19 protein-coding genes and 2 tRNA genes are annotated in these 21899 nt (G+C 68.7%); 7 read left to right on the top strand and 14 right to left on the bottom strand.

The annotated features are described in order from the left end of the window. Positions 1 to 208 precede the first annotated feature (208 nt). Complete coding sequence (locus tag IG04_RS0119905; RefSeq protein ID WP_051770255.1) at positions 209 to 667, bottom strand: nitroreductase family deazaflavin-dependent oxidoreductase; 459 nt, start codon at positions 665 to 667, stop codon at positions 209 to 211. A 10-nt stretch (positions 668 to 677) separates the two neighbouring features. Between IG04_RS0119905 and IG04_RS0119900 the strand changes: the two genes are divergently transcribed. From IG04_RS0119900 to IG04_RS0119885, 4 genes are all read left to right on the top strand, one after another. Beyond that, entirely contained in the window at positions 678 to 1643 is a 966-nt protein-coding gene (locus tag IG04_RS0119900) for a lycopene cyclase family protein (RefSeq protein WP_084402135.1), read from the top strand. Positions 1644 to 1762: 119 nt separating this feature from the next. After that, the gene (locus IG04_RS0119895; RefSeq protein ID WP_030478172.1) at positions 1763 to 3439 is read left to right on the top strand and encodes a GGDEF domain-containing protein; all 1677 of its coding nucleotides are present in this window, start codon (positions 1763 to 1765) and stop codon (positions 3437 to 3439) included. 154 nt (positions 3440 to 3593) lie between these two features. Further along, the gene (locus IG04_RS0119890; RefSeq protein WP_245816692.1) at positions 3594 to 4658 is read left to right on the top strand and encodes a carboxylate-amine ligase; all 1065 of its coding nucleotides are present in this window, start codon (positions 3594 to 3596) and stop codon (positions 4656 to 4658) included. A 73-nt stretch (positions 4659 to 4731) separates the two neighbouring features. Beyond that, entirely contained in the window at positions 4732 to 5532 is an 801-nt protein-coding gene (locus tag IG04_RS0119885) for an SAM-dependent methyltransferase (protein WP_051770253.1), read from the top strand. On the opposite strand, the gene IG04_RS42715 is transcribed toward IG04_RS0119885, so the two are convergent. The 3 genes from IG04_RS42715 to IG04_RS0119870 are packed head-to-tail and all read right to left on the bottom strand — an operon-like array spanning position 5529 to position 8712. Continuing rightward, the gene (locus tag IG04_RS42715) at positions 5529 to 6359 is read right to left on the bottom strand and encodes a UbiA prenyltransferase family protein (RefSeq protein ID WP_036015193.1); all 831 of its coding nucleotides are present in this window, start codon (positions 6357 to 6359) and stop codon (positions 5529 to 5531) included. The two genes, IG04_RS0119885 and IG04_RS42715, sit on opposite strands and share 4 nt — an antisense overlap. Continuing rightward, positions 6347 to 7438: a cytochrome P450 gene (locus tag IG04_RS0119875; RefSeq protein ID WP_030478168.1), complete on the bottom strand. Its 1092-nt coding sequence runs from the start codon at positions 7436 to 7438 to the stop codon at positions 6347 to 6349. Before IG04_RS0119875 ends, IG04_RS42715 begins: the two co-directional genes overlap by 13 nt. After that, positions 7435 to 8712 carry a prenyltransferase/squalene oxidase repeat-containing protein gene (locus tag IG04_RS0119870; protein WP_063758292.1) on the bottom strand — a complete coding sequence of 426 codons (1278 nt, stop codon included), beginning with the start codon at positions 8710 to 8712 and terminating at the stop codon, positions 7435 to 7437. The genes IG04_RS0119875 and IG04_RS0119870 overlap by 4 nt, the downstream gene beginning before the upstream one ends. A gap of 155 nt (positions 8713 to 8867) precedes the next feature. Between IG04_RS0119870 and IG04_RS0119865 the strand changes: the two genes are divergently transcribed. After that, positions 8868 to 9278: a CBS domain-containing protein gene (locus tag IG04_RS0119865; protein WP_030478166.1), complete on the top strand. Its 411-nt coding sequence runs from the start codon at positions 8868 to 8870 to the stop codon at positions 9276 to 9278. Between the two features lie 61 nt (positions 9279 to 9339). Here the strand turns inward: IG04_RS0119865 and IG04_RS0119860 are convergent. The 10 genes from IG04_RS0119860 to IG04_RS0119815 form a co-directional block, all read right to left on the bottom strand. After that, positions 9340 to 9417, bottom strand: a tRNA-Ile gene (locus IG04_RS0119860). A gap of 88 nt (positions 9418 to 9505) precedes the next feature. After that, a tRNA-Leu gene (locus tag IG04_RS0119855) sits at positions 9506 to 9578 on the bottom strand. 416 nt (positions 9579 to 9994) lie between these two features. Next, positions 9995 to 10372: a metal-sulfur cluster assembly factor gene (locus IG04_RS0119850; protein ID WP_030478165.1), complete on the bottom strand. Its 378-nt coding sequence runs from the start codon at positions 10370 to 10372 to the stop codon at positions 9995 to 9997. Beyond that, positions 10369 to 10809 (bottom strand): Fe-S cluster assembly sulfur transfer protein SufU, encoded by a 441-nt coding sequence (gene sufU, locus IG04_RS0119845; RefSeq protein WP_030478164.1) that lies wholly within the window; start codon positions 10807 to 10809, stop codon positions 10369 to 10371. The genes IG04_RS0119850 and sufU overlap by 4 nt, the downstream gene beginning before the upstream one ends. Next, complete coding sequence (locus IG04_RS0119840) at positions 10809 to 12086, bottom strand: cysteine desulfurase (RefSeq protein WP_030478163.1); 1278 nt, start codon at positions 12084 to 12086, stop codon at positions 10809 to 10811. The genes sufU and IG04_RS0119840 overlap by 1 nt, the downstream gene beginning before the upstream one ends. Before the next feature lie 42 nt (positions 12087 to 12128). Continuing rightward, positions 12129 to 12902 (bottom strand): Fe-S cluster assembly ATPase SufC, encoded by a 774-nt coding sequence (gene sufC, locus IG04_RS0119835; protein ID WP_030478162.1) that lies wholly within the window; start codon positions 12900 to 12902, stop codon positions 12129 to 12131. Between the two features lie 33 nt (positions 12903 to 12935). Next, the gene (locus IG04_RS0119830) at positions 12936 to 13250 is read right to left on the bottom strand and encodes a non-heme iron oxygenase ferredoxin subunit (RefSeq protein ID WP_030478161.1); all 315 of its coding nucleotides are present in this window, start codon (positions 13248 to 13250) and stop codon (positions 12936 to 12938) included. Further along, positions 13247 to 14404: a Fe-S cluster assembly protein SufD gene (gene sufD / locus IG04_RS0119825; RefSeq protein WP_030478160.1), complete on the bottom strand. Its 1158-nt coding sequence runs from the start codon at positions 14402 to 14404 to the stop codon at positions 13247 to 13249. Before sufD ends, IG04_RS0119830 begins: the two co-directional genes overlap by 4 nt. Before the next feature lies 1 nt (position 14405). Next, the gene (gene sufB / locus IG04_RS0119820) at positions 14406 to 15860 is read right to left on the bottom strand and encodes a Fe-S cluster assembly protein SufB (RefSeq protein ID WP_030478159.1); all 1455 of its coding nucleotides are present in this window, start codon (positions 15858 to 15860) and stop codon (positions 14406 to 14408) included. Beyond that, the gene (locus IG04_RS0119815; RefSeq protein WP_036015253.1) at positions 15857 to 16558 is read right to left on the bottom strand and encodes a helix-turn-helix transcriptional regulator; all 702 of its coding nucleotides are present in this window, start codon (positions 16556 to 16558) and stop codon (positions 15857 to 15859) included. The genes sufB and IG04_RS0119815 overlap by 4 nt, the downstream gene beginning before the upstream one ends. Positions 16559 to 16652: 94 nt before the next feature. Here IG04_RS0119815 and mptB point away from each other — a divergent pair, with 94 nt between their 5' ends. Continuing rightward, positions 16653 to 18200, top strand: a complete 1548-nt coding sequence (gene mptB / locus IG04_RS0119810; RefSeq protein WP_030478157.1) for a polyprenol phosphomannose-dependent alpha 1,6 mannosyltransferase MptB — start codon at positions 16653 to 16655, stop codon at positions 18198 to 18200. Between the two features lie 75 nt (positions 18201 to 18275). Then, positions 18276 to 21845 carry a patatin-like protein gene (locus tag IG04_RS42710; RefSeq protein WP_051770249.1) on the top strand — a complete coding sequence of 1190 codons (3570 nt, stop codon included), beginning with the start codon at positions 18276 to 18278 and terminating at the stop codon, positions 21843 to 21845. Positions 21846 to 21899 lie beyond the last annotated feature (54 nt).

Here is a 21899-nt window from a genome sequence, read left to right as displayed (position 1 = left end):
ATTACTGGCTGTGTTTCGGCACGCTGTTGAGTTCTCAAAGAACACGCGCACACCGCAGTCACATCAGCTTTACGCTGACTTACTTCCGGGGCTTGTGTTACTGAAGCTTATTTTCGCCAGGCCCGTTCCGGTTTGTTTCCCGGCCCGTGTCGCTCTGACTTGGAGAACATTACACGGGGCACTTTCGATCTCCAAATCGGGGGGTCACCTAAGCCTCAGAACCGCCGCTGACCTGCGCGTTCGTCACTGAGAAGACCGGATGGCGGTCAGCCTCGGCCTCGAACGCCGAGACGGGGTCGCCGACCCGAGCGTCGAAGAAAGGCCTAGTCACCGGCTCCTTCCGCACGTAAGCGGCCAGTACGGGCGCCGCAACGGCCGCGGAAACCTCGGTCAAAACGACTTGACGTGACCTGCGTCCCCTTCGCAGGACCGCCGAACCGGCTGCCCGTGCGTTGTGCACCCAGTCCCGAACGCCGTACGGCGCGACGAGCCACTCCTGGTCGTCATGCGACATCAGTCGAATGGGAATCGTCCGCTCTGCACCACTGCGTCGGCCGCGGATGGTCAGCAGCACGTAGTAGGAGGGCGCGATGCCGAGCGAAACAGCGCGACTGATGACGATGTTGCCGACACGGCGGACGAAGTGCTGACGGAAGGTCTTGGCCACAGGGTCAATCATGGACCGTATGACGTTCGACGTGGTGGTGATTGGCGGAGGTCCGGCTGGCCGTGCGCTCGCACGGGCGTGTGCGCACGAAGGTCTCCACACAGCGATAGTCGACCGTCGTCCGGACCGTCCGTGGACGGCGACGTACGGCGCGTGGGCTGACGAGCTCCCGCCCAACACGTCGACCAGGTCTGTGAGCACCACGGTTCGCGCGTACGCGCGCGAGGAGCATCAGATCCAGCGCACCTACGTTGTCCTGGACAACGCCAAGCTCCACGAACTGCCCGACACGGTCGAGGTACTCCAACGGCCAGAGGCAGCGCGCTACACGTTCAACGCCACAGGTGCGCGCAAGGGCCGTGCCGAGCAAACAGCTGTAGGCACGGTCATCGAGTCGGACAGCACCGAAACCACGTTGATGGACTGGCGCGGCAACGGCGACACGTTCCTCTACACGGTCCCGCTGGGTGGCAACCGGCTGCTGGTGGAAGAGACCTGCCTGGCGCGCAGGCCCGGCATGCCGTTGCAGGAACTCCGCGAACGCCTGCACGCTCGCCTCGCCCCAGGTGAAGAAGAGGAACGCGTGCGCTTCCCTCTCGACGCGCCGAGGGCAACGGACGACGCGTTCGGCGCCGCGGCCGGCTTCATCCACCCCGCCACCGGCTACAGCGTCGCCACCTCACTGCAGCTCGCGCCGCGGGTCGCCGGCGCGATCCAGGCGAACGAGGACCCAAGGCACGTCATCTGGCCGAAGAAGGCACGCATCGTGCACGCCATGCGTATGAGGGGCCTCGAAGCGCTTCTCCGCTTCAGCCCGGACGAGACGCTGGACTTCTTCGAGGTGTTCTTCCGGCTCGAGCCGGAAGAACAGCGCGCCTATCTGTCCGGCCGTGAGGACGTCAAAGGAACAGCAGCCGCCATGCTCGCGTTGTTCCGGACGACGCCAGGCCATCTCAGGTGGAAACTCCTCCGCTGAACCCCCAGCGTGAGGGCCACGTAACCGAGCGCACCGCTGGTGTAGCAATTGGCCGCCAAGCTCATGAACAGCTGGTGAACCCACTTGGAGCCGCTCGTTCGCACCGGCACGATCGGGATGTGCCCGCATTGCTGGATGACGTCAGGTTCGCCTTCCAGCCCCTGTTCAACCTCAACACCGGGGGCGTCGTCGCGATCGAGGCTCTGGCCCGGCCGCACGACGGCAGCGTGCAGGATCTGCTCCAGGCCGCCTTCCGGGCGGGCCTGCTGGCCAACGCCGACGTCGGACTGGCCTGCCGCGCCATCCGGTCCGCGGCCGACTTCGACCTGATGCTGCCCCTGCACGTGAACCTGCTCGCGATCACGATCGCGGACAAGCCCGAGGTCATGAGCCCTCTCTACGGCGCTCTCCGGGACACGGGCCGGTCGCCGGACGGCGTCGTCATCGAGATCGGAGAACCGTACTCACGCGCCAACCGCGGCCGTCTGGCCCATGGCATGCAGACGCTGCGGAACAACGGTTTCCGCATCGCGCTCGACTGCGTGGGCGAGGGCGACGTACCGCTCGGTCTGCTGACCAGCGCCTCGCCGGACTACCTCAAGCTCGACCGCGAGATCGTCCGCTCGCTGCCCGACGACGCCGCGCGGGGCGCGCTGGTGAAGTCGCTGGTGCACCTCGGCGAGTACACGGGCGGCCAGGTCGTGGCCGAGGGCGTGGAGACCGAGGCGGAACTGACCTACCTGCGCAAACTGGGGGTGGGGTACGCGCAGGGCAGGCTCCTGGCGCCACCGCAGCGAAGGCCGGCGGTGAACGCCCGCATCGCGCCCGAGGCGGTCACGGAGACCGGGGAGATCCGGCGCGGCAACACGGGTCCCCGGATCACGGCCTTCCTGCACCCCGCCACGGTGCTGCCCGAGAACGCCACGAGCGAGGAGGTGCGTGAGGTTTTGGCCTCGCAGCCTTCGGTCACGGGTGTCGTTCTCGTGGACGAAGAGGGCCGCCCGAAGTGGTCGGTGGACCGCAACCGGTTCCTTCTCGCGGTGACCGGTCCGTACGGGCATGCCCTGCACGCCAAGCGAGAAGCCGCACGGCTCGCGGACAAACCACACGTCATCGGCACCGATGCGTCAGCGCTCGACCTTCTGGACGTGGTGACGGGTGCGAACCGTGAACGCACGAACGACGACCTCATCATCGTGGACCACAACGAGCGGTGCATGGGTGTTGTGCGCGTGGCCGACGTTGTGCGTGGTGTCGCCGAGCTCAAGGTGGAGCAGGCGGCCGCACTGAGCCCGTTGACGCGCCTGCCCGGTAGTGACGCGGTCGCGAAGGAAGTGGACAGGCGCATCGAGCTCGGTGAGATCTTCGCGATCTCCTGGCTCGACGTCGACAGCTTCAAGCTGGTCAACGACACGGTCGGGTTCGCGGCGGGCGACGACCTGATCCGCGAGATCGGGTACGACCTGGCGGACCTCGCGCACGCGTTCCCCGGCACGCAGGTCGGGCACGTCGGCGGTGACGACTTCCTCCTCCTAGCCGGGCTCGACGAGACAGTGCCGCTGAGTGCTCGTTTGCTGGACAAGCCGTACACGGCAGAGGGACGACACGTCACCCTCTCTCTTGCGACTCTTATCTGTGCCCCGGGATCAGTCGGGTCGTATCGCGAGGTGTCGCGGTTGCTGGCACCAGTGAAGGAGCACGCGAAGTCGCTCGCCGGGTCCAGCTGGGTCATGGGTAGGCCGGGCACCGAACGACGCGACGTGCTGCGTGGTGTCGCGCAACGCGCGGTGAGTTAACAAGTACAACCAAACGCCTCCTGCGCGGCGCGCTGATCACTCATAGCATCGAGCGTGCTACTCAGTGCACAGGAGGTTCGGCGTGCAGGTCGGCAGCAGAACTCAAGCGGTACCCGCGCAACGCAGAAGCTTTGACGGCCTGCTCACCGTTGGCGTGGAAGAAGAATTCGTTCTGGTTGAAGCTTCCACCGGCCATTTGGCCAACCGCGCCAAGGAAGTGCTCGCCGGAGCCGACCGGTTCGAGGTGGACCTGCAGCCGGAAATCGCGCAATACCAGGTGGAATCGGCCAGCGGCATCTGCACGGACATGGCCGTGCTGCACGAGCAACTGACCGTGGCGCGCCGGGCGTTGATCGAACGGGCCGCGCGTCACGACGCGAGGCTCGCCGCGACCGGGACGCCGGTACTGGGTCTCACGATGCCGACGCCGCTGACGAACTCTCCGCGCTACCACCGGATGGCACAGGAGATGGGCGCGCTCACCAACGACCTGGCGATCTGCGGCTGTCACGTGCATGTCGGCCTGCCCGACGACGAGTCGAAGATCTTCGTGAGCAACCACCTGCGGCCGTGGCTGCCCACCCTGCTGGCGCTGGGCGCGAACTCGCCGTACTGGCTCGACGGCGACACGGGGTACGCGAGCTGGCGGTACGTGGTCTGGAACCGTTGGCCCACTTCGGGTGCGCCGCCGCACTTCGACTCCGCGGCCGAGTACTACGCGGCACGGGAGGAGATCGTCGCGAGCGGCGCGGCGATGGACGCCGGGATGCTCTACTGGGACGTCCGGCTCTCCGCCCGCCACCCCACGCTGGAGTTGCGGGTCTCCGACGTCGCGCCGACGGTCGAGGAGGCGGTGCTGATGGCCGCTCTGGTGCGCGGAATCGCCGCCACCGCACTGAGTTCCGGTGCCGCGCCGGTGAAGCTGCCGCCGCACCTGCTGAAGGTCGCGATGTGGCGAGCCGCGCGCGACGGTCTGGAGGGCTTCGGCATCGACCCGGTGACGGGCGCGCCCACGCCCGCATCGTCGATCGTCGCGTCACTGCTGCGGTGGATCAGGCCGGCGCTGGAGTTCGCCGGTGACCACGAGATGGTGACCACCGCGATCGACCGGTTGCTGCTCGACGGCACGGGAGCGGTGCGGCAGCGCCGGGCGTTCGCGCGGCGCGGCAGGCTGGACGACGTGGTGGGATTCCTGGTGGCGCAGACCTCACCGGTCTGAGCCGTTCACTCGATCGGGTACATGTCGAGTCGGCTTGGTGTGCCTCCAAGCCGCGATCCGGTAATCAGTCCCCGTGGCCACCCCCATCTGGGCACCGGGACTGAACGGTGCGGAGCTTCCCAACACCGCACGGGTCAGGGATTACTGGCTCGGCGGCACGCACAACACCGAGGCCGACCAGGAACTGGCGGCCCACCTCGTGTCCGCGGCACCGCACCTGCCGTACCTGTGCCGCACGCACCGCGCGTACCTGGGCAGGGTGGTCAGGAGGCTGACCGCCCTCGGCGTGCGGCAGTTCATCGACCTCGGCTCCGGCCTGCCGACCGCGGCCAACGTGCACCTCGTCGCGCCGGACGCGAGCGTGGTCTACGTGGAGATCGACCCGGCGGTGGCGGCCGAGGGCCGGGCGATCGTCGCGGACGAGCCGCGGGTGGAGTACCTGTGCGCGGATCTGTGCGATCCGGAGAAGGTGCTGGAGTCGCAGGAGATCCGCTCGACGCTGGACCTCTCGCAGCCGGTCGCGGTGCTCGTGCTGGACGTGCTGCACTTCGTCCCGGACGAGGCCGAGCCGCACAAGGTTCTCGCCCGGTACCTGGACGCGCTGGCACCGGGCAGCTACCTCGGGCTCTCGCACACGTGCCGCGACCCGTTCATGCTGGCCGCCGTCGGGCTTTTCGGTGCCATGTACGGGGATCAGCCGTTGCCGGCGTTCACGTTCCGGTACCCGGAGCAGGTCGTGCGGTTCTTCGACGGCATGGAGGTCCTCGCGCCGGGCGTGGTGCCGATTCCGTTGTGGGAACCGGATCCCGGCGAGGTCCAGGACCGCAATCCGGAGAACTTCCAGGGATGCGGCGGTCTCGCGCGCAAGCTCTAGGCCAGCAAAGGAATCGCGGCCAGCACGATCGTCGACACGACGGCCATGGACATGCCGTAGCGCAGCTGCTGCCTGGCCGTCGGCAGGTCCCGCGCGAGCAGGAACGCCGAGCACGCCACGACCCCGACGGCCGCCCAGAACAGCCCGAACCGGAACCACAGTCCGCCGCCGACCAGCAACAGCCCTCCGACGGTCAGCTGGATGGTCGCGTTGACGGCGTGACGCGTGCCGTACAGGACGGCCGGGGTGCGTGACCCGACGCGGGCGTCGCCGGCCCGGTCGGGGACGGCCCACCAGAGCGCCCGGCCCGTGGCGAGGGCGGCGACCCCGGAGAACACCAGCCACACCGCCGGTTCGGCCTCTCCCCCGGCCGCCGCGTAGGCCGTCACGCTCGGCAGCAGCCCGGCGGCGATCGCCAGCACCACCGGACCGGCGTACCCGCGCCGCTTCAGCCTGATCGGTTCGAGGTTGTAGGCCAGGTACAGCACCAGGACCAGCCCGACACCGATCGCGACCTTCCAGGACACGGCGACGGCCAGCGCGAGCGCGAAGATCATCTCGAAGATCGCCAGCGCGAGGACCTTCCGCGCGCCGATCTCCTGGACCGCCCGCGCCAGATGGCGTTTGTCCGTGGTGTGGATGTCGTTGCGGACGTCGGTGTAGGCGTTGAGGGGGTTGCCGGAGATGATCGCGACGAAGTTCGCGAGCACCGCGATCACCACGGCGAGGTCGAATCTCGTCGCGTAGCAGGCACCCCAGGAGGCGGCGCACGCGTAGTGCACGCCGAAGGGGTGTTCCAGGCGATGGAGGTAGGTCAACGCCGGCAAGTGGCCACCATCGCGAGGCTCGGCGGCGGCGCCATCGCGGCGCCGCGCAACTGGGGTGTGCAGGTCGGGGAACTGAGCTTGATGTGCTTGTGCCGCAGCAACGCCGTGACGATCAGGCGGATCTCCAGCAGCGCCAGATCCCTGCCGGGGCAGTGCCGCACTCCCCCGCCGAACGGGAAGAACGCGCCGGGCGGCGGTGGCCGGCGAGCGGGGTCGAAGACGTGCGGGTTCTCGTAGGTCGCGGCACGGCGGTGCGCCAGGTAGATGCTCGGGGTGATCACCATGCCGTCGGCGCTCATCCGGTTCCCTGCCAGCGTCGCGGGCGGCGACAGCCTGAGCGACTCCCTGATCGTGGCTTCGAGCAGGTCGTCGTCGAGCCTCTCGGCCAGACCCGGCGTCCTGCTGATCCAGTACAACGTCCACGCGGTGGCGCTCGCCGTGGTCTCGTGGCCCGCGAACAGCAGTGACACGACCTGGTCGCGCAGGTCCCCGGGTGGCAGGAAGGCCGCGAGGGCGGGAGGTTCGGCGGTGCGTGCGCGGTGCAGCAGCATCGCGTCGAGGTGGGGGTCGGACCTGGTGCTGCCCGGGGTCAGGCAGCGGTGCGCGAGAGTGCGGACGCGACTGCCGAGGCGGCGGTCCAGCCAGCGGGTGAACGCGGCCAGCAGCTCGTCGTCGTCCACGCCGAAGACGATGCGGCCGATGATCCGCAGGGCGAGCTTCCTGGTCCACTCCGGGAGGCTGGTCGGGCCGCTCGGCAGTGCGGCGATCGAGCGTTCGACCATCTCCTCGATCAACGCCTGGTAGCGGTTCCCGCGCAACGCGGGTGTGAGCGTGCGCCGGTACGCGGTGTGCTCGGCGCCGTCGAGCCACAGCACGGATCGGTTGCCCAGCAACGGGCTCAGCGTGCGGCTCGGCGGGTGCCGCAGGTCACGGTCGTTGCGGAACAGGGCGGACATGACGTCCGGGTGCCAGACGAGCCAGCGCCGGTCCCGGAGCCTGACCATGCCGTCCTCGAGGCTCTCCACCGAGTCGAGGAACGGGATCAGGCGCAGCCGGAAGCCGAGCTCGGTCCGGTTCACCGGCTCACCGCGCAGGCGAGGTTCAGCGCGGCCATGCCTTCCGCCCGCACGATTCTCGTTGGCGTGTAAAGGTCCTTGTCGTGCCACAGCGGCGGATGCTCGCGGTCTCCCCACTCGTGCATGAACTTCGCGCCACGGCTCATGGCTCTCGTGACGTCACGTGCCGAGTGCGCCAGGATGCGGATGGCGTAGGCGGTCTCCTCGTAGGTGCCTTCCCACCGGCCCCACGAACCGTCGGCGTGCTGCGAGCCGAGCACCCAGTCGACGGCCTTTTCGTTGCCTTGCAGGGCGTTGGTGACGCACGCGGTGGCGTAGTAGGGCGAGGCGTGCCACTTGTCGAGCCAGTTGCCCGCCGGTTCCTGCATGTCCCGCAACCACTCCTCCAGTTCGCGGTCGTGGCCGATGGCCTGCAGCGCGTGGGCGTTCGTGCTGGTCGACGGCGTGCGCTCGTCCGGGAAGCAGGCGAAGTGGCGGGCTTCCCGGTAGCGGTCGAGGGTGTCCACGGGCCCAGGGCTGTCACATAACGCGAGGGCGTGCAGTGCGGTGGCCGTGTCGTCGGCGTCGGCCGGGAGCCCTGGTCCGCCTGCCGCCCCTTGCGCACCGAGCGCGGCTTTGATCTGGCCGGCCACGGCTTCGGGAACGTCCAGGCCTGCGGATCTGAGTGCGACGACGATCCAGGAGCGTTCGAACAGCGGGACCGGGACCCCGGCGGGGACAGGACCACCGTGCCGGTCTTGGACGGCTTCCAAGTAGTCGAGGCTCGCGCCCGGTAAAGGGCCTTGGAGCTGCGCTGCGGTGGCGGCCGGGCTGGCGGCGACGATGCCGTCGACCGCGGTGACCTCGGGACGGGGACCGAAGATCTCCAGGGTGTGCCAGAGCTTCTCCGGCAGCGGGCGTCGCCGCAGCGCGTGCAACGGACGGGGGTCGAGCGGTGTGCGCAGGCCGAGCCTCTCCGCGAGCGCGGGCACGATGAGCTCGACGGCGACCGTGTCCGGCAGCTTCACCGGCAGACTGAGCAGCTTGCGCAGCGCTTCGAGACCTCTGCGCGCCGCCGGGTGCAGGCCGAGTGCGTCGACCGCGCTCAGCGTCGGGACCAGCGCGTACTCACCCGGACCGCCCCACGTGCCGTCGGCGTGCTGGGTGTCGAGGAGGTACCGGACCCTGGCGGCGTGACCAGCGAGCCATGGAGCGAGCGCGACGAGCCGGCCCGTCTCGTACACGGACGGTGAAATGCCGCCCCAGGGATCGTCGGTCAGTCGCGCCAACAGCCTCATCGCGGCCCCCGGAGATGGCAACTGCGTAACCCTAGGAACACAGAGAGTAGCACTCTGCGCCATTCGCACCGCAAGGGTCTAGTCCGTTCAGCGGACCACGCTGCGGGGCGGACAGGGCGGGCGGATCCTGGGTGAAAGGCCGGAAGGAGGAGGTTGTGACGACAGCGCGCGACATCATGCACCCCGGAGTGCGGTGCGTGGACGAGGACGCGAGCCTCGTCGAGGCCGCCCGCATGATGCGGGACCTCGACGTCGGTTCCCTGCCGATCTGCGGCAAGGACGACCGGCTGCACGGAATCATCACCGACCGCGACATCGTGATCAGGGCGGTGGCGGAGGGGATGGACCTCGCGACGACCCGCGCCGGCGAGTTCGGCGGCCACGTCCACTGGGTCGACGCGGAGGACCCGCTGGAACACGTGCTCGAGACCATGGGTGAGCACCAGATCCGACGGCTGCCGGTCATCGAGGACCACCGGCTGGTCGGCATGGTGTCCGAGGCGGACCTCGCGAGGCACCTGCCGGAGGACCAGCTGGCGGCGTTCGTCGAACGCGTCTACGCGTGAAGTGCACGCGGGGAGCTTTCGTGCGCTTGGAGCGCACGTAGCGTCCCCGCGTGCGCCGGGGTGGTCGTCCCGCCAGGATTTGAACCTGGGACCTACCGCGTATCAGACGGACGCTCTCACCGGACTGAGCTACGGGACGGAGTGGAAGACGAGGGTGTCGAACCCTCCAGGGCGATCTTGCAAGGATCACCTGCGCGCCGGCGCGTCCCCCTGGTTCAGTTGTGTCGTGCCCCAAGCAGGATTCGAACCTGCACTGAACGCGTTCTGAACGCGTTGCCTCTTCCGTTGGGCTACCGGGGCGTGCGGATCCGGCGAGCCTCGCCACGACCGCATTGTTTTCGAGCAGCACCGATGGAAGGAGTCGAACCCTCGGGAAACGGGTTTGGAATCCGTTCCGCTTCCAAAGCTCATCGGCATTGGCGGGACAAAAAGAAAACCGCCCATGGTTTCCCGTGGGCGGCTCCGAGGTCATGACCTGGGGATCAGGTCATGGCGTGGAGCCCCACGCCATCGCCAGCAGACCGCCGGCGATGAGGGCGAGAATTCGCCATCCCGCGAGCTGAGTCTTGGCAAGCATGTCTTCCTCCGGTTGATCTCTGTTGTTCGTGATGGGATCAAGCTATGCGACCTTCTCGCACGCTCGCAACGCATTTAATTCTACGCAAGCAAACGGCGCGCACCCAGTGGATGCGCGCCGTTCCAATACTTGGGAAACGTCAGACGGTGAAGCCCAGCGCGCGCAGCTGGTCGCGGCCGTCGTCGGTGATCTTCTCCGGGCCCCATGGCGGCATCCACACCCAGTTGATGCGGAAGTCCGCCACGAGACCGCCGCCGGTGAGGGCCGCGCGGGTCTGGTCCTCGATGACGTCGGTCAGCGGGCAGGCCGCGGACGTGAGCGTCATGTCGATGGTGGCGACGTTCTTCTCGTCGACGTGGATGTCGTAGACGAGCCCGAGGTCGACGACGTTGATGCCGAGCTCCGGGTCCACGACGTCGCGCATCGCCTCTTCGAGGTCGTCCAGCGCGGCGACGTCAGCTTTGGGCTCGAAGACCGGCATGCCTTCGGCTCCCCGGACGACTTCTTCGGTGCTCATGCTGCTCCCTGGCTTCGTGCTACTGCGTCTTTGAATGCCATCCAGCCCAGCAGCGCGCACTTCACGCGTGCCGGGTACTTCGCGACACCGGCGAAGGCGATGCCGTCCTCGAGGATGTCCTCGTCCGGCTCCACCTTGCCGCGACCCTGCATCAGCTCGACGAACGCGTCCAGCTTCTTGAACGCCTCACCCAGGGGCTTACCCACGACGAGGTCGGTCAACACCGACGTCGAGGCCTGGCTGATCGAGCAGCCCTGGCCGGCGTAGGAGACGTCCTTCACCATGTCGTCGACCAGGTGGACGCGGAGCGTCACCTCGTCACCGCAGGTCGGGTTGACCTGGAACGACTCCGCGTCGAACGGGTCGCGCAGGCCTCGGCCGTGCGGGTTCTTGTAGTGGTCCAGGATGATCTCCTGGTACATCTGCTGGAGCTGCATCAGGCCACCCCGAAGAACTTCTGCGCCTCGCGGACGCCGTCGACCAGTGCGTCGACCTCGTCCAGCGTGTTGTACAGGTAGAACGACGCGCGCACCGACGACTGGGCGTTCAGGCAGCGGTGCAGCGGCCACGCGCAGTGGTGGCCGACGCGCACGGCGATGCCCAGGCTGTCGAGCACCTGGCCGGCGTCGTGCGGGTGGACGCCCTCGATCTCGAACGGCACGGCGCCGCCCCTGGCGACCGCGTCCTGCGGGCCGATCAGGCGAACACCCTTGATGCCGGAAAGACCTTCGAGCGCGGCAACGGTCAGCGCGTGCTCGTGGGCGTTGATCCGCTCCATGCCGACGACGCTGAGGTAGTCCACCGCCGCGCCCAGGCCGACGGCCTGGGACGTCATCGGCGAACCGGCCTCGAAGCGCTGCGGCGGCGGGGCGAACGTCGAGCCCTCCATCAAGACCTGCTCGATCATCGAGCCACCGGTGATGAAGGGAGGCAACGCCTCCAGCAGCTCACGACGTCCATAAAGGACACCGATGCCGGACGGGCCGAGCATCTTGTGGCCGGAGAACGACGCGAAGTCGACGCCGAGCCTGCGGAAGTCGACCGGGCGGTGCGGAACGGACTGGCACGCGTCCAGCACCGTCAGCGCGCCGACCTTCCGCGCGGCCGCGACCAGCACGTCGACCGGGTTGATCACGCCGGTCACGTTCGACTGATGCGTGAACGCGACGACCTTGGTGCGCGGCGTGATCACGCTGTCCACATCGGACAGGTCGAGACGACCGTCCTGGGTCATCGTGAACCACTTCAGCGTCGCTCCGGTGCGGGAAGCGAGCTGCTGCCACGGAACGAGGTTCGCGTGGTGCTCCATCTCGGTCACGACGATCTCGTCGCCGGGACCCACGACGAAGCGCGCGGCCTCGGGACCCGAGGTCGCGGCGTTGCCCATCGCGTACGCCACGAGGTTGAACCCCTCGGTGGCGTTCTTGGTGAACACCAGCTCGCCGAAGTCGGCGCCGACGAAGTCCGCGATGCGCTGACGCGCACCTTCGTACGCGTCGGTCGCTTCCTCCGCGAGCTGGTGGGCACCCCTGTGCACAGCGGCGTTGTGCTGCTGCAGGAAAGCTTTTTCCGCATCCAGAACCTGCGTCGGGCGTTGCGAGGTGGCGCCGGAGTCCAGGTAGACCAGGCGCTTCCCGTCACGAACGGTGCGAGACAGGATCGGGAAGTCCGCCCTGAGGGCGGCTACGTCCAATGGTGCTGCGGTGGTGGTCACAGCGCCTCCTCTCAACTACCGCAAAAATTGAACACAGGTCCGTCAGGACAGTGCTGCGGCTTCCTTGGATCCGGTGTACTTCACGTAACCCTCGGACTCGAGCACGTCGGCCAGCTCACGGCCACCGGACTCGACGATCCGGCCGTTCGCGAAGACGTGCACGAAGTCCGGCTCGATGTACTTGAGGATCCGGGTGTAGTGCGTGATCAGCATGACGCCGACCTCACCGGAGGCCTTGTAGCGGTTGACGCCCTCGGACACGACGCGCAGGGCGTCGACGTCGAGGCCGGAGTCGGTCTCGTCGAGGATCGCGATCTTCGGCTGGAGCAGGCCCAGCTGCAGGATCTCGTGGCGCTTCTTCTCGCCGCCGGAGAAGCCCTCGTTCACCGAACGCTCGGCGAACGCCGGGTCGATGTCGAGGTCGGTCATCGCACCCTTGACCTCCTTCACCCAGTGGCGAAGGGCCGGGGCCTCGCCGCGGACGGCGGTGACGGCGGTGCGCAGGAAGTTCGACATCGAGACGCCGGGGACCTCGACCGGGTACTGCATGGCGAGGAAGAGGCCGGCGCGGGCGCGCTCGTCGACGGACATCTCCAGGACGTCCTCACCGTCGAGCGTGACGGTGCCCGAGGTGATCGTGTACTTCGGGTGACCGGCGATCGCGTAGGACAGCGTGGACTTGCCGGAGCCGTTGGGGCCCATGATGGCGTGCGTCTCGCCGGCCTTGATCGTCAGGTCGACGCCCTTGAGGATCTCCTTGGGAGTGTCCTCGCTGACGACCGAGACGTGCAGGTCCTTGATCTCAAGGGTGGCCATGACTTGCCGTTCTCCTGGTGGTGTAGCTAGAAGTCAGTTCTTGGTGACGGTGACGTCGACGAAGACGTCGCCGTCACGGATGTCGACGGCGTAGACGTCGACCGGTTCGCTGGCGGGCGGCGACGAGGGCGCGCCGGTCTCCAGGTCGAAGCACGACCCGTGCAACCAGCACTCGATCCCCTTGCGGGAGATCTCGCCCTCGCTCAGCGACACCGCGGCGTGCGAGCACAGATCCGCGAGTGCGTGCACCCGCTCGCCGTCGCGCACCAACACGACATCAGTTCCGTCGACGTCGGCGGCGAACGGCTTGCGGTCGTCCAACGAGGACAGTGCACACACCTTGATCACGTGCCGACCGCCTCGAGCTCTGCCTCGATGGCGGCCTCGAGGCGCTCGCGCACCTCGGGGACGGCGATCTTCGCGATCAGCTCCTGGAAGAAGCCGCGCACGACGAGACGCCGTGCCTGGTCCTCCGGGATTCCGCGCGCCTGCAGGTAGAACAGCTGCTCGTCGTCGAACCGGCCGGTGGCGCTGGCGTGGCCGGCACCCTCGATCTCGCCGGTCTCGATCTCCAGGTTCGGCACCGAGTCGGCACGCGCGCCGTCGGTCAGGATCAGGTTCCGGTTCAGCTCGAACGTCTCGGTGCCCTCGGCAGCGACACGGATGAGCACGTCACCGATCCACACCGCGTGCGCGCCCACGCCCTGCAGCGCGCCCTTGTAGACGACGTTGCTGCGGCACTTCGCCTGTGCGTGGTCGATGAACGGCCGGTGCTCCTGGTGCTGGCCCGCGTCCGCGAAGTACAGACCGAACAGCTCGGCGTCTCCGCCGCGGCCCGCGTACTGCACGACCGGCGTCACACGCACGACGTTGCCGCCGAGCGTGACCACGGTGTGCTTGATGGTCGCGTCGCGACCGAGCTTCACGTGGTGCTGCGAGACGTGCACGGCGTCATCGGCCCAGTCGTGGATGGTGATCACCGTGAGGTGAGCGCCGTCCGCGACGAGGAACTCGATGTTGTCCGCGTACGCGCCGGAACCGCGGAAGTCCAGGATCATGGTGCCCTCGGCGAACTGCGAGGCCTTGACCTGGATGTGGCCGTAGGCCACGGCATCCACGCCGGCGCCGGTCACCGTGACGGTGGTCGGCTCGGACTTCACGTCACCGGGCAGCGTCACGATCGTGGCGTTCTCGAAGGACGAGTACGCCTGCGCCGCGACGCGGTCACCGGGGACGCCGGCGGTGCCGAGCCGCGAGTCGTCACGACCCACGGTCTCGACGGTGACGCCGGAAGCGGCGTTCACCTCGACGGCAGCGGAACCCGTTGCCGCAGCGCCGGAGTGCAGACCGGCAAGACGCTTGAGAGGCGTGAAGCGCCAGATCTCCTCACGGCCGCCCGGCACCTCGAACGCGTTCACGTCGTAGGACGTGAAGTGCGCCGCGCGCGAGGAGACGGGTACGACAGCTCCGTGGGAGTGAGGTTTCGTAGACAGGGCGGCCATGTCAGCCGACGGCCCCTTCCATCTGCAGTTCGATCAGGCGGTTCAGTTCGAGGGCGTACTCCATGGGGAGCTCACGCGCGATGGGCTCGACGAACCCGCGCACGATCATCGCCATGGCCTCGTCCTCGTTCAGGCCGCGCGACATCAGGTAGAACAGCTGGTCCTCGGAGACCTTCGAGACCGTGGCCTCGTGACCCATCTGCACGTCGTCCTCGCGGACGTCGACGTACGGGTAGGTGTCCGAGCGGCTGATCGTGTCGACCAGCAGCGCGTCGCACTTCACCGTGGACTTCGAGTGGTGCGCCCGCTTGTTGACCTGGACCAGGCCGCGGTACGACGTGCGGCCACCGCCCCGCGCCACCGACTTCGAGATGATCGTCGAAGAGGTGTGCGGTGCCATGTGGACCATCTTGGCTCCGGCGTCCTGGTGCTGGCCCTCGCCCGCGAACGCGATCGAGAGGACCTCGCCCTTGGCGTGCTCGCCCATCAGCCAGACGGCCGGGTACTTCATGGTCACCTTGGAGCCGATGTTGCCGTCGACCCACTCCATGGTCGCGCCCTCTTCGGCCTTGGCGCGCTTGGTGACCAGGTTGTAGACGTTGTTCGACCAGTTCTGGATCGTCGTGTAGCGGCAGCGGCCGCCCTTCTTCACGATGATCTCGACCACGGCCGAGTGCAGCGAGTCCGAGGAGTAGATCGGCGCCGTGCAGCCCTCGACGTAGTGCACGTAGGCACCCTCGTCGACGATGATCAGCGTGCGCTCGAACTGACCCATGTTCTCGGTGTTGATCCGGAAGTAGGCCTGCAGCGGGATGTCCACGTGGACACCCTTCGGCACGTAGATGAACGAGCCACCGGACCAAGTCGCGGCGTTCAGCGCCGAGAACTTGTTGTCACCCGCGGGGATGACGGAGCCGAAGTACTCCCGGAAGAGCTCCGGCTGTTCCTTCAGGGCCGTGTCGGTGTCGAGGAAGAGGACACCCTGCTCCTCCAGGTCCTCGCGGATCTGGTGGTAGACGACCTCGGACTCGTACTGGGCGGCGACACCGGCGACGAGGCGCTGCTTCTCGGCCTCCGGGATGCCCAGGCGGTCGTAGGTGTTCTTGATGTCCTCGGGCAGGTCCTCCCAGGAGGTGGCCTGCTTCTCGGTCGAACGCACGAAGTACTTGATCGAGTCGAAGTCGATCCCAGAGAGGTCAGCGCCCCAGCTCGGCATCGGCTTGAGGTCGAAGAGCTTCAGCGCCTTCAACCGGTACTCGAGCATCCACTCGGGCTCGCTCTTCTTCGCCGAGATGTCGCGGACGACATCCTCGCTGAGGCCTCGGCGTGCGCTCGCGCCGGCAGTGTCCGAGTCGGCCCAGCCGAACTCGTAGTTGCCGAGAGACGCAATCGTCTCTTCCTGCGTGAGCGGAGACTGCACCGTGGTGGGCGTGCGCTGCTCGGCAGCGGTAGTCATGCGGGCTCCCCTCCATCATCTGGGATCCGTGGAACGTTCGGGATGTGCGTCGTGCACACGGCGTGACCGCGTGCGATCGTCGCGAGGCGCTGTACGTGGGTACCCAGAAGAGCCGCGAACGTCTCCGTCTCGGTCTCGCACAGCTGGGGGAACTCGGCGGCGACGTGGGCGACCGGGCAGTGGTGCTGGCACAACTGCTCGCCCGTACCCACATTTCGCGCCGCCGCAGCGTAGCCCTCCCTGGTCAACGCGGTCGCAAGGGCCTTGGCCCGTTCGGCGGGCGTGACCTGAGCCACGATCGTCGAACGATGGCCGTCCACGAGAGCGTCGACACGACTTTGCGCGAAAGCGCGCACTGCCTCTTCCCCACCCGTCTGGGCGAGGAACCTGAGGGCGGCGACCGCGAGGTCGTCGTAGGCGTGGCCGAACCGGGCTCGTCCGGCGTCAGTCAGCAGGAAGAACTTCGCGGGACGGCCACGGCCACGTTGGGTCTGCCGGGGTGCGTCCCTCGTCGTCGCCTCACCGTCCGCGAGCAGCCCGTCGATATGACGACGCACGGCCGTGGGACTGATGCCCAGCTCCTCGGCGATACCCGCCGCGGTGACCGGGCCCTGCTCCAGGAGGAGCCTGGCGACAGCACGCCGAGTCCTGCCGTCGTGCTGCGGCACGGCGTCAAGGTGGGTCTCGGCGTTTTTCACAACACCAGTGTTGCGTATTTCGCCGGAGGTCGCAAAGATCGCGGTCACAGGGTGACCTGACTCACGGCTGAACGTGGCTCGATACGCTCCTGACATGTCCACGAACGGCGGAGCTGTAACTCCGGAGAGCGACCTCTTGAACGGTCGGGAGCGTCGCCAGCTGGACATCGTCCGTCGCTGGGGCACCATCGGCGCGCTGCTGCTGACCGTCGGGTCCCTGGGTGGCGGCGCCGCACCGATCTACTCGCCCCTCTACGGCGTGCCCGTGCTCGGGCTCTTCTCGAGGATGCCCAGTGTCGCGATGGGGGTCGTCTGGACCGGCATCTTCATGATCGTGTCGGCCTGGCTGGCGCTGGGCCGGTTCGTGAAGCCCGGCCGGCCGAGGCTGATCTCGCGCGGCCAGATGGACCGCACGCTGCTGATGTGGACCGTTCCGCTGGTCTTCTGCGTGCCGATGTTCTCCCGCGACGTGTACTCGTACCTGGCGCAGAGCGAGATCGCGGCGCGCGGGCTCGACCCGTACGAGCTGGGGCCCGCGAACGCGCTGGGCGTCGACCACGTGCTGACGCGCGGTGTGCCGAACATCTGGCGGGAGACGCCGGCGCCGTACGGGCCGTTGTTCCTCGCGTTCGGCCGGTTGACCGCGATGCTGACCGGCGACCACGTGGTGTCCGGTGTGTTCGTGCACCGGCTGCTCGTGCTGGTCGGCCTGGGGATGATCGTGTGGGCGCTGCCCCGGCTCGCGGCCCGGTTCGGGGTGCCGCCGGTCGGCGCGCTGTGGCTGGGCGCGCTGAACCCGCTGGTGCTGTTCCACATCGTCATCGGCGTGCACAACGACGGCCTCGCGCTCGGCCTCATGCTGGTCGGCCTGGAGCTCGCGATGCGCGGGCTGGAACCGTTGAAGTGGACCTGGATCACGCTGGGCGCCGGGGTCATCGTGTGCGGCGCGATGGTGAAGATCCCCGCGATGGCCGCGCTCGGGTTCCTCGGCGTGATGGTGGCGCGCAAGCTCGGCGGGCAGCTCAAGCACCTGGCGATCGTGGCCGGGATCATGGCCGCCATAGCGGCGGTCGGGGTGGTGGTGATCTGCCTCGGCACCGGGTTCGGCTTCGGCTGGGTCGAGACGCTGAACGTCGCGTCGACCGTGAAGTCGTGGATGTCGCCGCCGACCGCGCTCGGGTTCCTCGGCGCCGGCACCGGCATCCTGCTGGGCCTCGGCAACCACACCGAGGCGATGATCTCGCTGACCCGCCTGCTCGGGCAGGCCGTGTCCGTGGTGATCACGGTCGGACTGCTGTGGCGCAGCTTCAAGGGCCGGATCAAGGCGATGAACGGCCTGGGCGCGGCTCTCGGCGCGATCCTGGTGCTCGGGCCGGTGCTGCAGCCCTGGTACGTGCTGTGGGCGGCGATCCCGCTGGCCACCGCCGTGGTCGGGCCGAAGTTCCGGCTGTTCGCCATGGTGACGTCGGCGATCATCGCGATCATCCTGCCGCCGACCGGGTCCGCGTTCGACGGGCGTGCCTACACCGTGCCGCAGGCGGTCGCCGGTGCGGTGATCACGTTCGCGGTCTGCGTGCTGGTCGCGCGCAAGCGGGTCGGGCCGTTCCTGAAGTCCGACCCCGCCGGCGGAGGACACGTCTGAGGGGCCGGTAACCCCGAACCTCCGGCGAACGAGAAACCAGCAGGGGAGGATCGTCGCCGGAGGGGGTGACGTGGCATGTCCGAACAACCCATGTCGCGGGAAGAGGTCCGGTTCGCCGTCGTGCTCAACGGTGGTGTGAGCCTCGCCGTCTGGATGGGCGGCGTCGTGCTGGAGCTCGACCGTCTGACCAGGCCGGGATCGGTGTACCAGCCACTGCTGGACCTGGTCGGCTGCACAGCGAGAGCCGACGTCATCGCGGGCACGTCCGCGGGCGGCATCAACGGCGCCGCGCTGGCGTTGTCGCAGGTCAACAAGCAGGCCGACCTGACGAGGCTGCGTGACCTCTGGGCCGAGCAGGGCCGGATGGAACAGCTGCTGCGGACGCCGTTCCGCGGCCAGCCGGGCTCGCTGCTCAAGGGCGACGAGTTCTTCCTGCCCCGGTTGCAGGAGGCGCTGGCCCGGCTCACCGCGGACTTCCGGCCGACCGAGCCGGACGAACGCCCGATCGACCTGCGCATCACCACCACACTGCTCGGCGGCGTTCCGGCGGTGACCTACGACGACCTGGGCCAGCCGCTGACGCAGTCGGTGCACCAGGGCTCGTTCTCGTTCCGCCGCGACCCCTACAACTGGGTCAGCGAGGAGACCAGGGACGACTTCGCGGCCGCGACGCTCGACGACCGCGTGCTGCAGCTCGCGCTGGCCGCGCGGTCGAGCGCCAGCTTCCCGTTCGCGTTCGAGCCGAGCTTCATCCCGGTCGGCGGTCAGTCCACGCCCGATCGCCCGGACATGGCGGACGTCGCCAGCTGGGCCAACGGCGGCGACCGCAGCAGGTTCGCGGTCGACGGTGGCGTTCTCGTGAACACGCCGACGAAGGAGGCCCTCGAAGCCATCGACCGGATGCCGGCGGACGGGCCGGTGCGGCGGGTGATGCTGCTGGTCTTCCCGCACGCCGAGCCGCTGGGCTCCGAGCCGGTGGCCGACACCTTCGACAGGGGACCGACGACGGTCGGGTCCGGCGGCAGGCTGCTGGGCGCGATGTCCAGCCAGGCCGGCCGGACCTACGTCGAGAAGATCGAGGAGCACAACCGGCGCGCCGCCGGCAGCAGGGGCGGCCGGATGGCGTTGCTGGAACGGCTGCACACGGGCGGCGAGGACGTCGTCGGCGAGGTGTACTCCCTGGCGGACAAGCTCTTCGGCCACTACGAGGACGTCGAGATCCGGCTCGCGGCACGGCAGGTGACGGCGCAGCAGTTCGCACTGTCCGGCGGAAATCCGGCGAACTGGTCGTTCGAACGGGCGCGCCGGGCCGCGGAGACCGCGCAGCGCAAGTGGAAGAAGTTGCACGGCGTCCTGCCGTACGTGCCGGGCGTGCGGCTGCCGGGCGTCGTGTGCCGCGAGGACGTGGGCTGGGAGTGGGGCATCACGATGGCCGAACGCCTCGGGGCGTCGGCGCTCGACCTGCTCAAACGGCTCGTGTGGGTGGTGCCCGAGGCGCAGGCCGACGAGGTCACCACGGCCCGCCGCGAACTCCACCGGGTCCGCGCCGAACTGCGCGGGCTGCGGGAGGAACTGTTCGACTGGAAGCCGTCGGACTCGCTCGGCGAGACCTACTGGACCGGCAGGCTCGCGAGCTACCACGAGCACATGATCGACGGGCAGATCGGCCTGCGGGTCAGGGAACAGGTGGCCGAGATCGGCCGGGTCGTCGGCGCGGCGCAGCAGGTGATCACCGCGCTCGACGAGCACCGGCTGAAGCTAGGCGGGCTGGTCTGCTGGCACGCGCTGCTCGACGCCCCGGCGGTGGCGTCCGAGGCAGGGCTCGGCGACGGCGAACGGTGGCTGAGTCGCCTGCTGGCACTGGAGATCGCCGGCACGTGCCTGTCCGACGACGCCTCGACGGGGATGGACTCCCCGGTCGAGCTGGTGCAGGTGTCGCTGCAGACGCGCAACGCGTTCGCGAAGCAGTCGCTCACGGCCGACGACAAGGCCGGCGGCGCTTCGCTGTCGCGGTTCTCCGGGTTCCTGAAGCGGTCGTGGCGGGTCAACGACTGGATCTGGGGGCGGCTGGACGGCGCCACGATGCTGTGCCGGGTGCTGTTCGACCCGCGGCGGTTGCGGCGCATGGACCTGCTGGGCCGGCCGGCCGATGACCGGCGCACCGCGGAGGAACGCGCGCAGGCCGTCGTCGACCAGGTCGTCACGGCGATGTTCGGCCTGGAAATGCCGCTTCAGGTCGCCGCGTGCGCCGAGGAGGCCAAGAAGGAACTCACGGGCATCTACGAGACCGAGAACGAGCTGTCGCCGTCGTCGATGAAGCTCGCCGAACTCGCCGCGTGGGGCCTGCACTGGCGGATCATCTGCGAGGAGCTCCCCCGGCTGCGGGCCGCGATCATCGCCGACCGCGGTGACGGCGCGGACAGGCGTTCGCGGGGTGAGCTGTTCCTGGAGGAGCACGCGGACCTGTTGCGGCGCCTGGAGTATCCGCAGGAGCACACGGTCACGCTGGGCATGTCGGCGCTGAACGCGTTCGACCGCGCGGGCATCGGCCGTGAGCCGCTGACCCAGGAGGCGGCGTCGGACCAGATGATCCGCACGGCCGCGACCGCCGCTGCCGTGGCGGTCACGGTCGCCGACTCCGAACGGTCCGGGCTCGCCGCGGTCAGGCCCGTGACGCGGGTACTGAGGGGGTGCCGCCCTGCTCCCCTACTGGACGATCACCGGCCTGACCCGTGGCGGCAAGCTCGCGCAGTTCCTGGGCCTGCTGGGCCTCGCGGTCGGTGGAGCGCTGGTCGTGATGGCGTTGTTCGGCATGCTGCCGGCGTGGGCCGCCGGTCCGGGCGCCGCGCTCGGCACAGCCGGCCTGCTCGGCGCCTTCGGTTACGCGGCACTGCGCAGCGGCACGATGCTGCATGGCCTGGTGCTGCTGTCACCGGTGATTCCGTTGGTGGCCATAGCCGTCGACAGACTGCCCGACGACAGGGCGCAGATCACGACCGGCACGATCACCGTGGCCGGAGTCGCGTTCGTCGTCACGGCGCTGCTCGTCCTCGGCTCGCTGCCCTCCCCGATCCGCACACCGCTCGCCGTGCTGGCCGACTTCCGGCCGTTGCGGATCATCAAGCGCCGCTGGAAGAAGGCGGCGGTGGTGCTGGTGGCTGCGGGGCTGGCGTGGTCGGTCTGGTGGTTCGAGCTGCACACCAGGCCGTGGCTGGTGATCCCCGCCTCGGTCCTCTGTGGAGCGTTCGGGATCTACATGGCGCTGTCCGGCGGCAGGTCGCTGCAGCGCTGGCGCCGGGTCGAGGGCGTGTGGGGCACGGAACGCGCCGAGCCTCCCGCCGCCGCGACCGCGGGCTGGGCAGTGGTCTACGGCGTCGCCTACCTCGCGATCGCCGACGTGCTGCTGGTCATCGGACCGCGCGGGTGGGGCTGGCACGCGGTGATCGGCACGGCGCTGGCGTTCGGCGTGACGTTGCTGCTGATCACGTCCTGGTACGTGCCGCGCAACGAACGCCGCCGGATCCGCGAGCAACTCGTCGACGAGGCGATTCCGGCCATCTACCCGGACGGCTCCGACGTCGCGGCGACCCTGCGCGAACGGCTGGAGGGGCACGCCTCGCTGTACCGGTTCCTGATCAGGGGTGAGGGTGAGCACCCCCCGGAGCTCACCCTCACCCAGACCGGACTGCTTGTCGCGCA

Source organism: Lentzea albidocapillata, from assembly GCF_000719115.1.
In the GTDB taxonomy this organism is placed as follows: domain Bacteria; phylum Actinomycetota; class Actinomycetes; order Mycobacteriales; family Pseudonocardiaceae; genus Lentzea; species Lentzea albidocapillata.
The sequence above is the reverse complement of the archived record's forward strand: the minus strand, read 5'-3'. Positions and strand labels throughout refer to the sequence as shown.

Coding starts and splice junctions, on each gene's coding strand:
- IG04_RS0119900 (WP_084402135.1), top strand. CDS start 678: ATGGACCGTATGACGTTCGACGTGGTGGTGATTGGCGGAGGTCCGGCT.
- IG04_RS0119870 (WP_063758292.1), bottom strand. CDS start 8,712: ATGAGGCTGTTGGCGCGACTGACCGACGATCCCTGGGGCGGCATTTCA.
- IG04_RS0119850 (WP_030478165.1), bottom strand. CDS start 10,372: ATGAGCACCGAAGAAGTCGTCCGGGGAGCCGAAGGCATGCCGGTCTTC.
- sufU (WP_030478164.1), bottom strand. CDS start 10,809: ATGCAGCTCCAGCAGATGTACCAGGAGATCATCCTGGACCACTACAAG.
- sufC (WP_030478162.1), bottom strand. CDS start 12,902: ATGGCCACCCTTGAGATCAAGGACCTGCACGTCTCGGTCGTCAGCGAG.
- sufD (WP_030478160.1), bottom strand. CDS start 14,404: ATGGCCGCCCTGTCTACGAAACCTCACTCCCACGGAGCTGTCGTACCC.
- sufB (WP_030478159.1), bottom strand. CDS start 15,860: ATGACTACCGCTGCCGAGCAGCGCACGCCCACCACGGTGCAGTCTCCG.
- mptB (WP_030478157.1), top strand. CDS start 16,653: ATGTCCACGAACGGCGGAGCTGTAACTCCGGAGAGCGACCTCTTGAAC.
- IG04_RS42710 (WP_051770249.1), top strand. CDS start 18,276: ATGTCCGAACAACCCATGTCGCGGGAAGAGGTCCGGTTCGCCGTCGTG.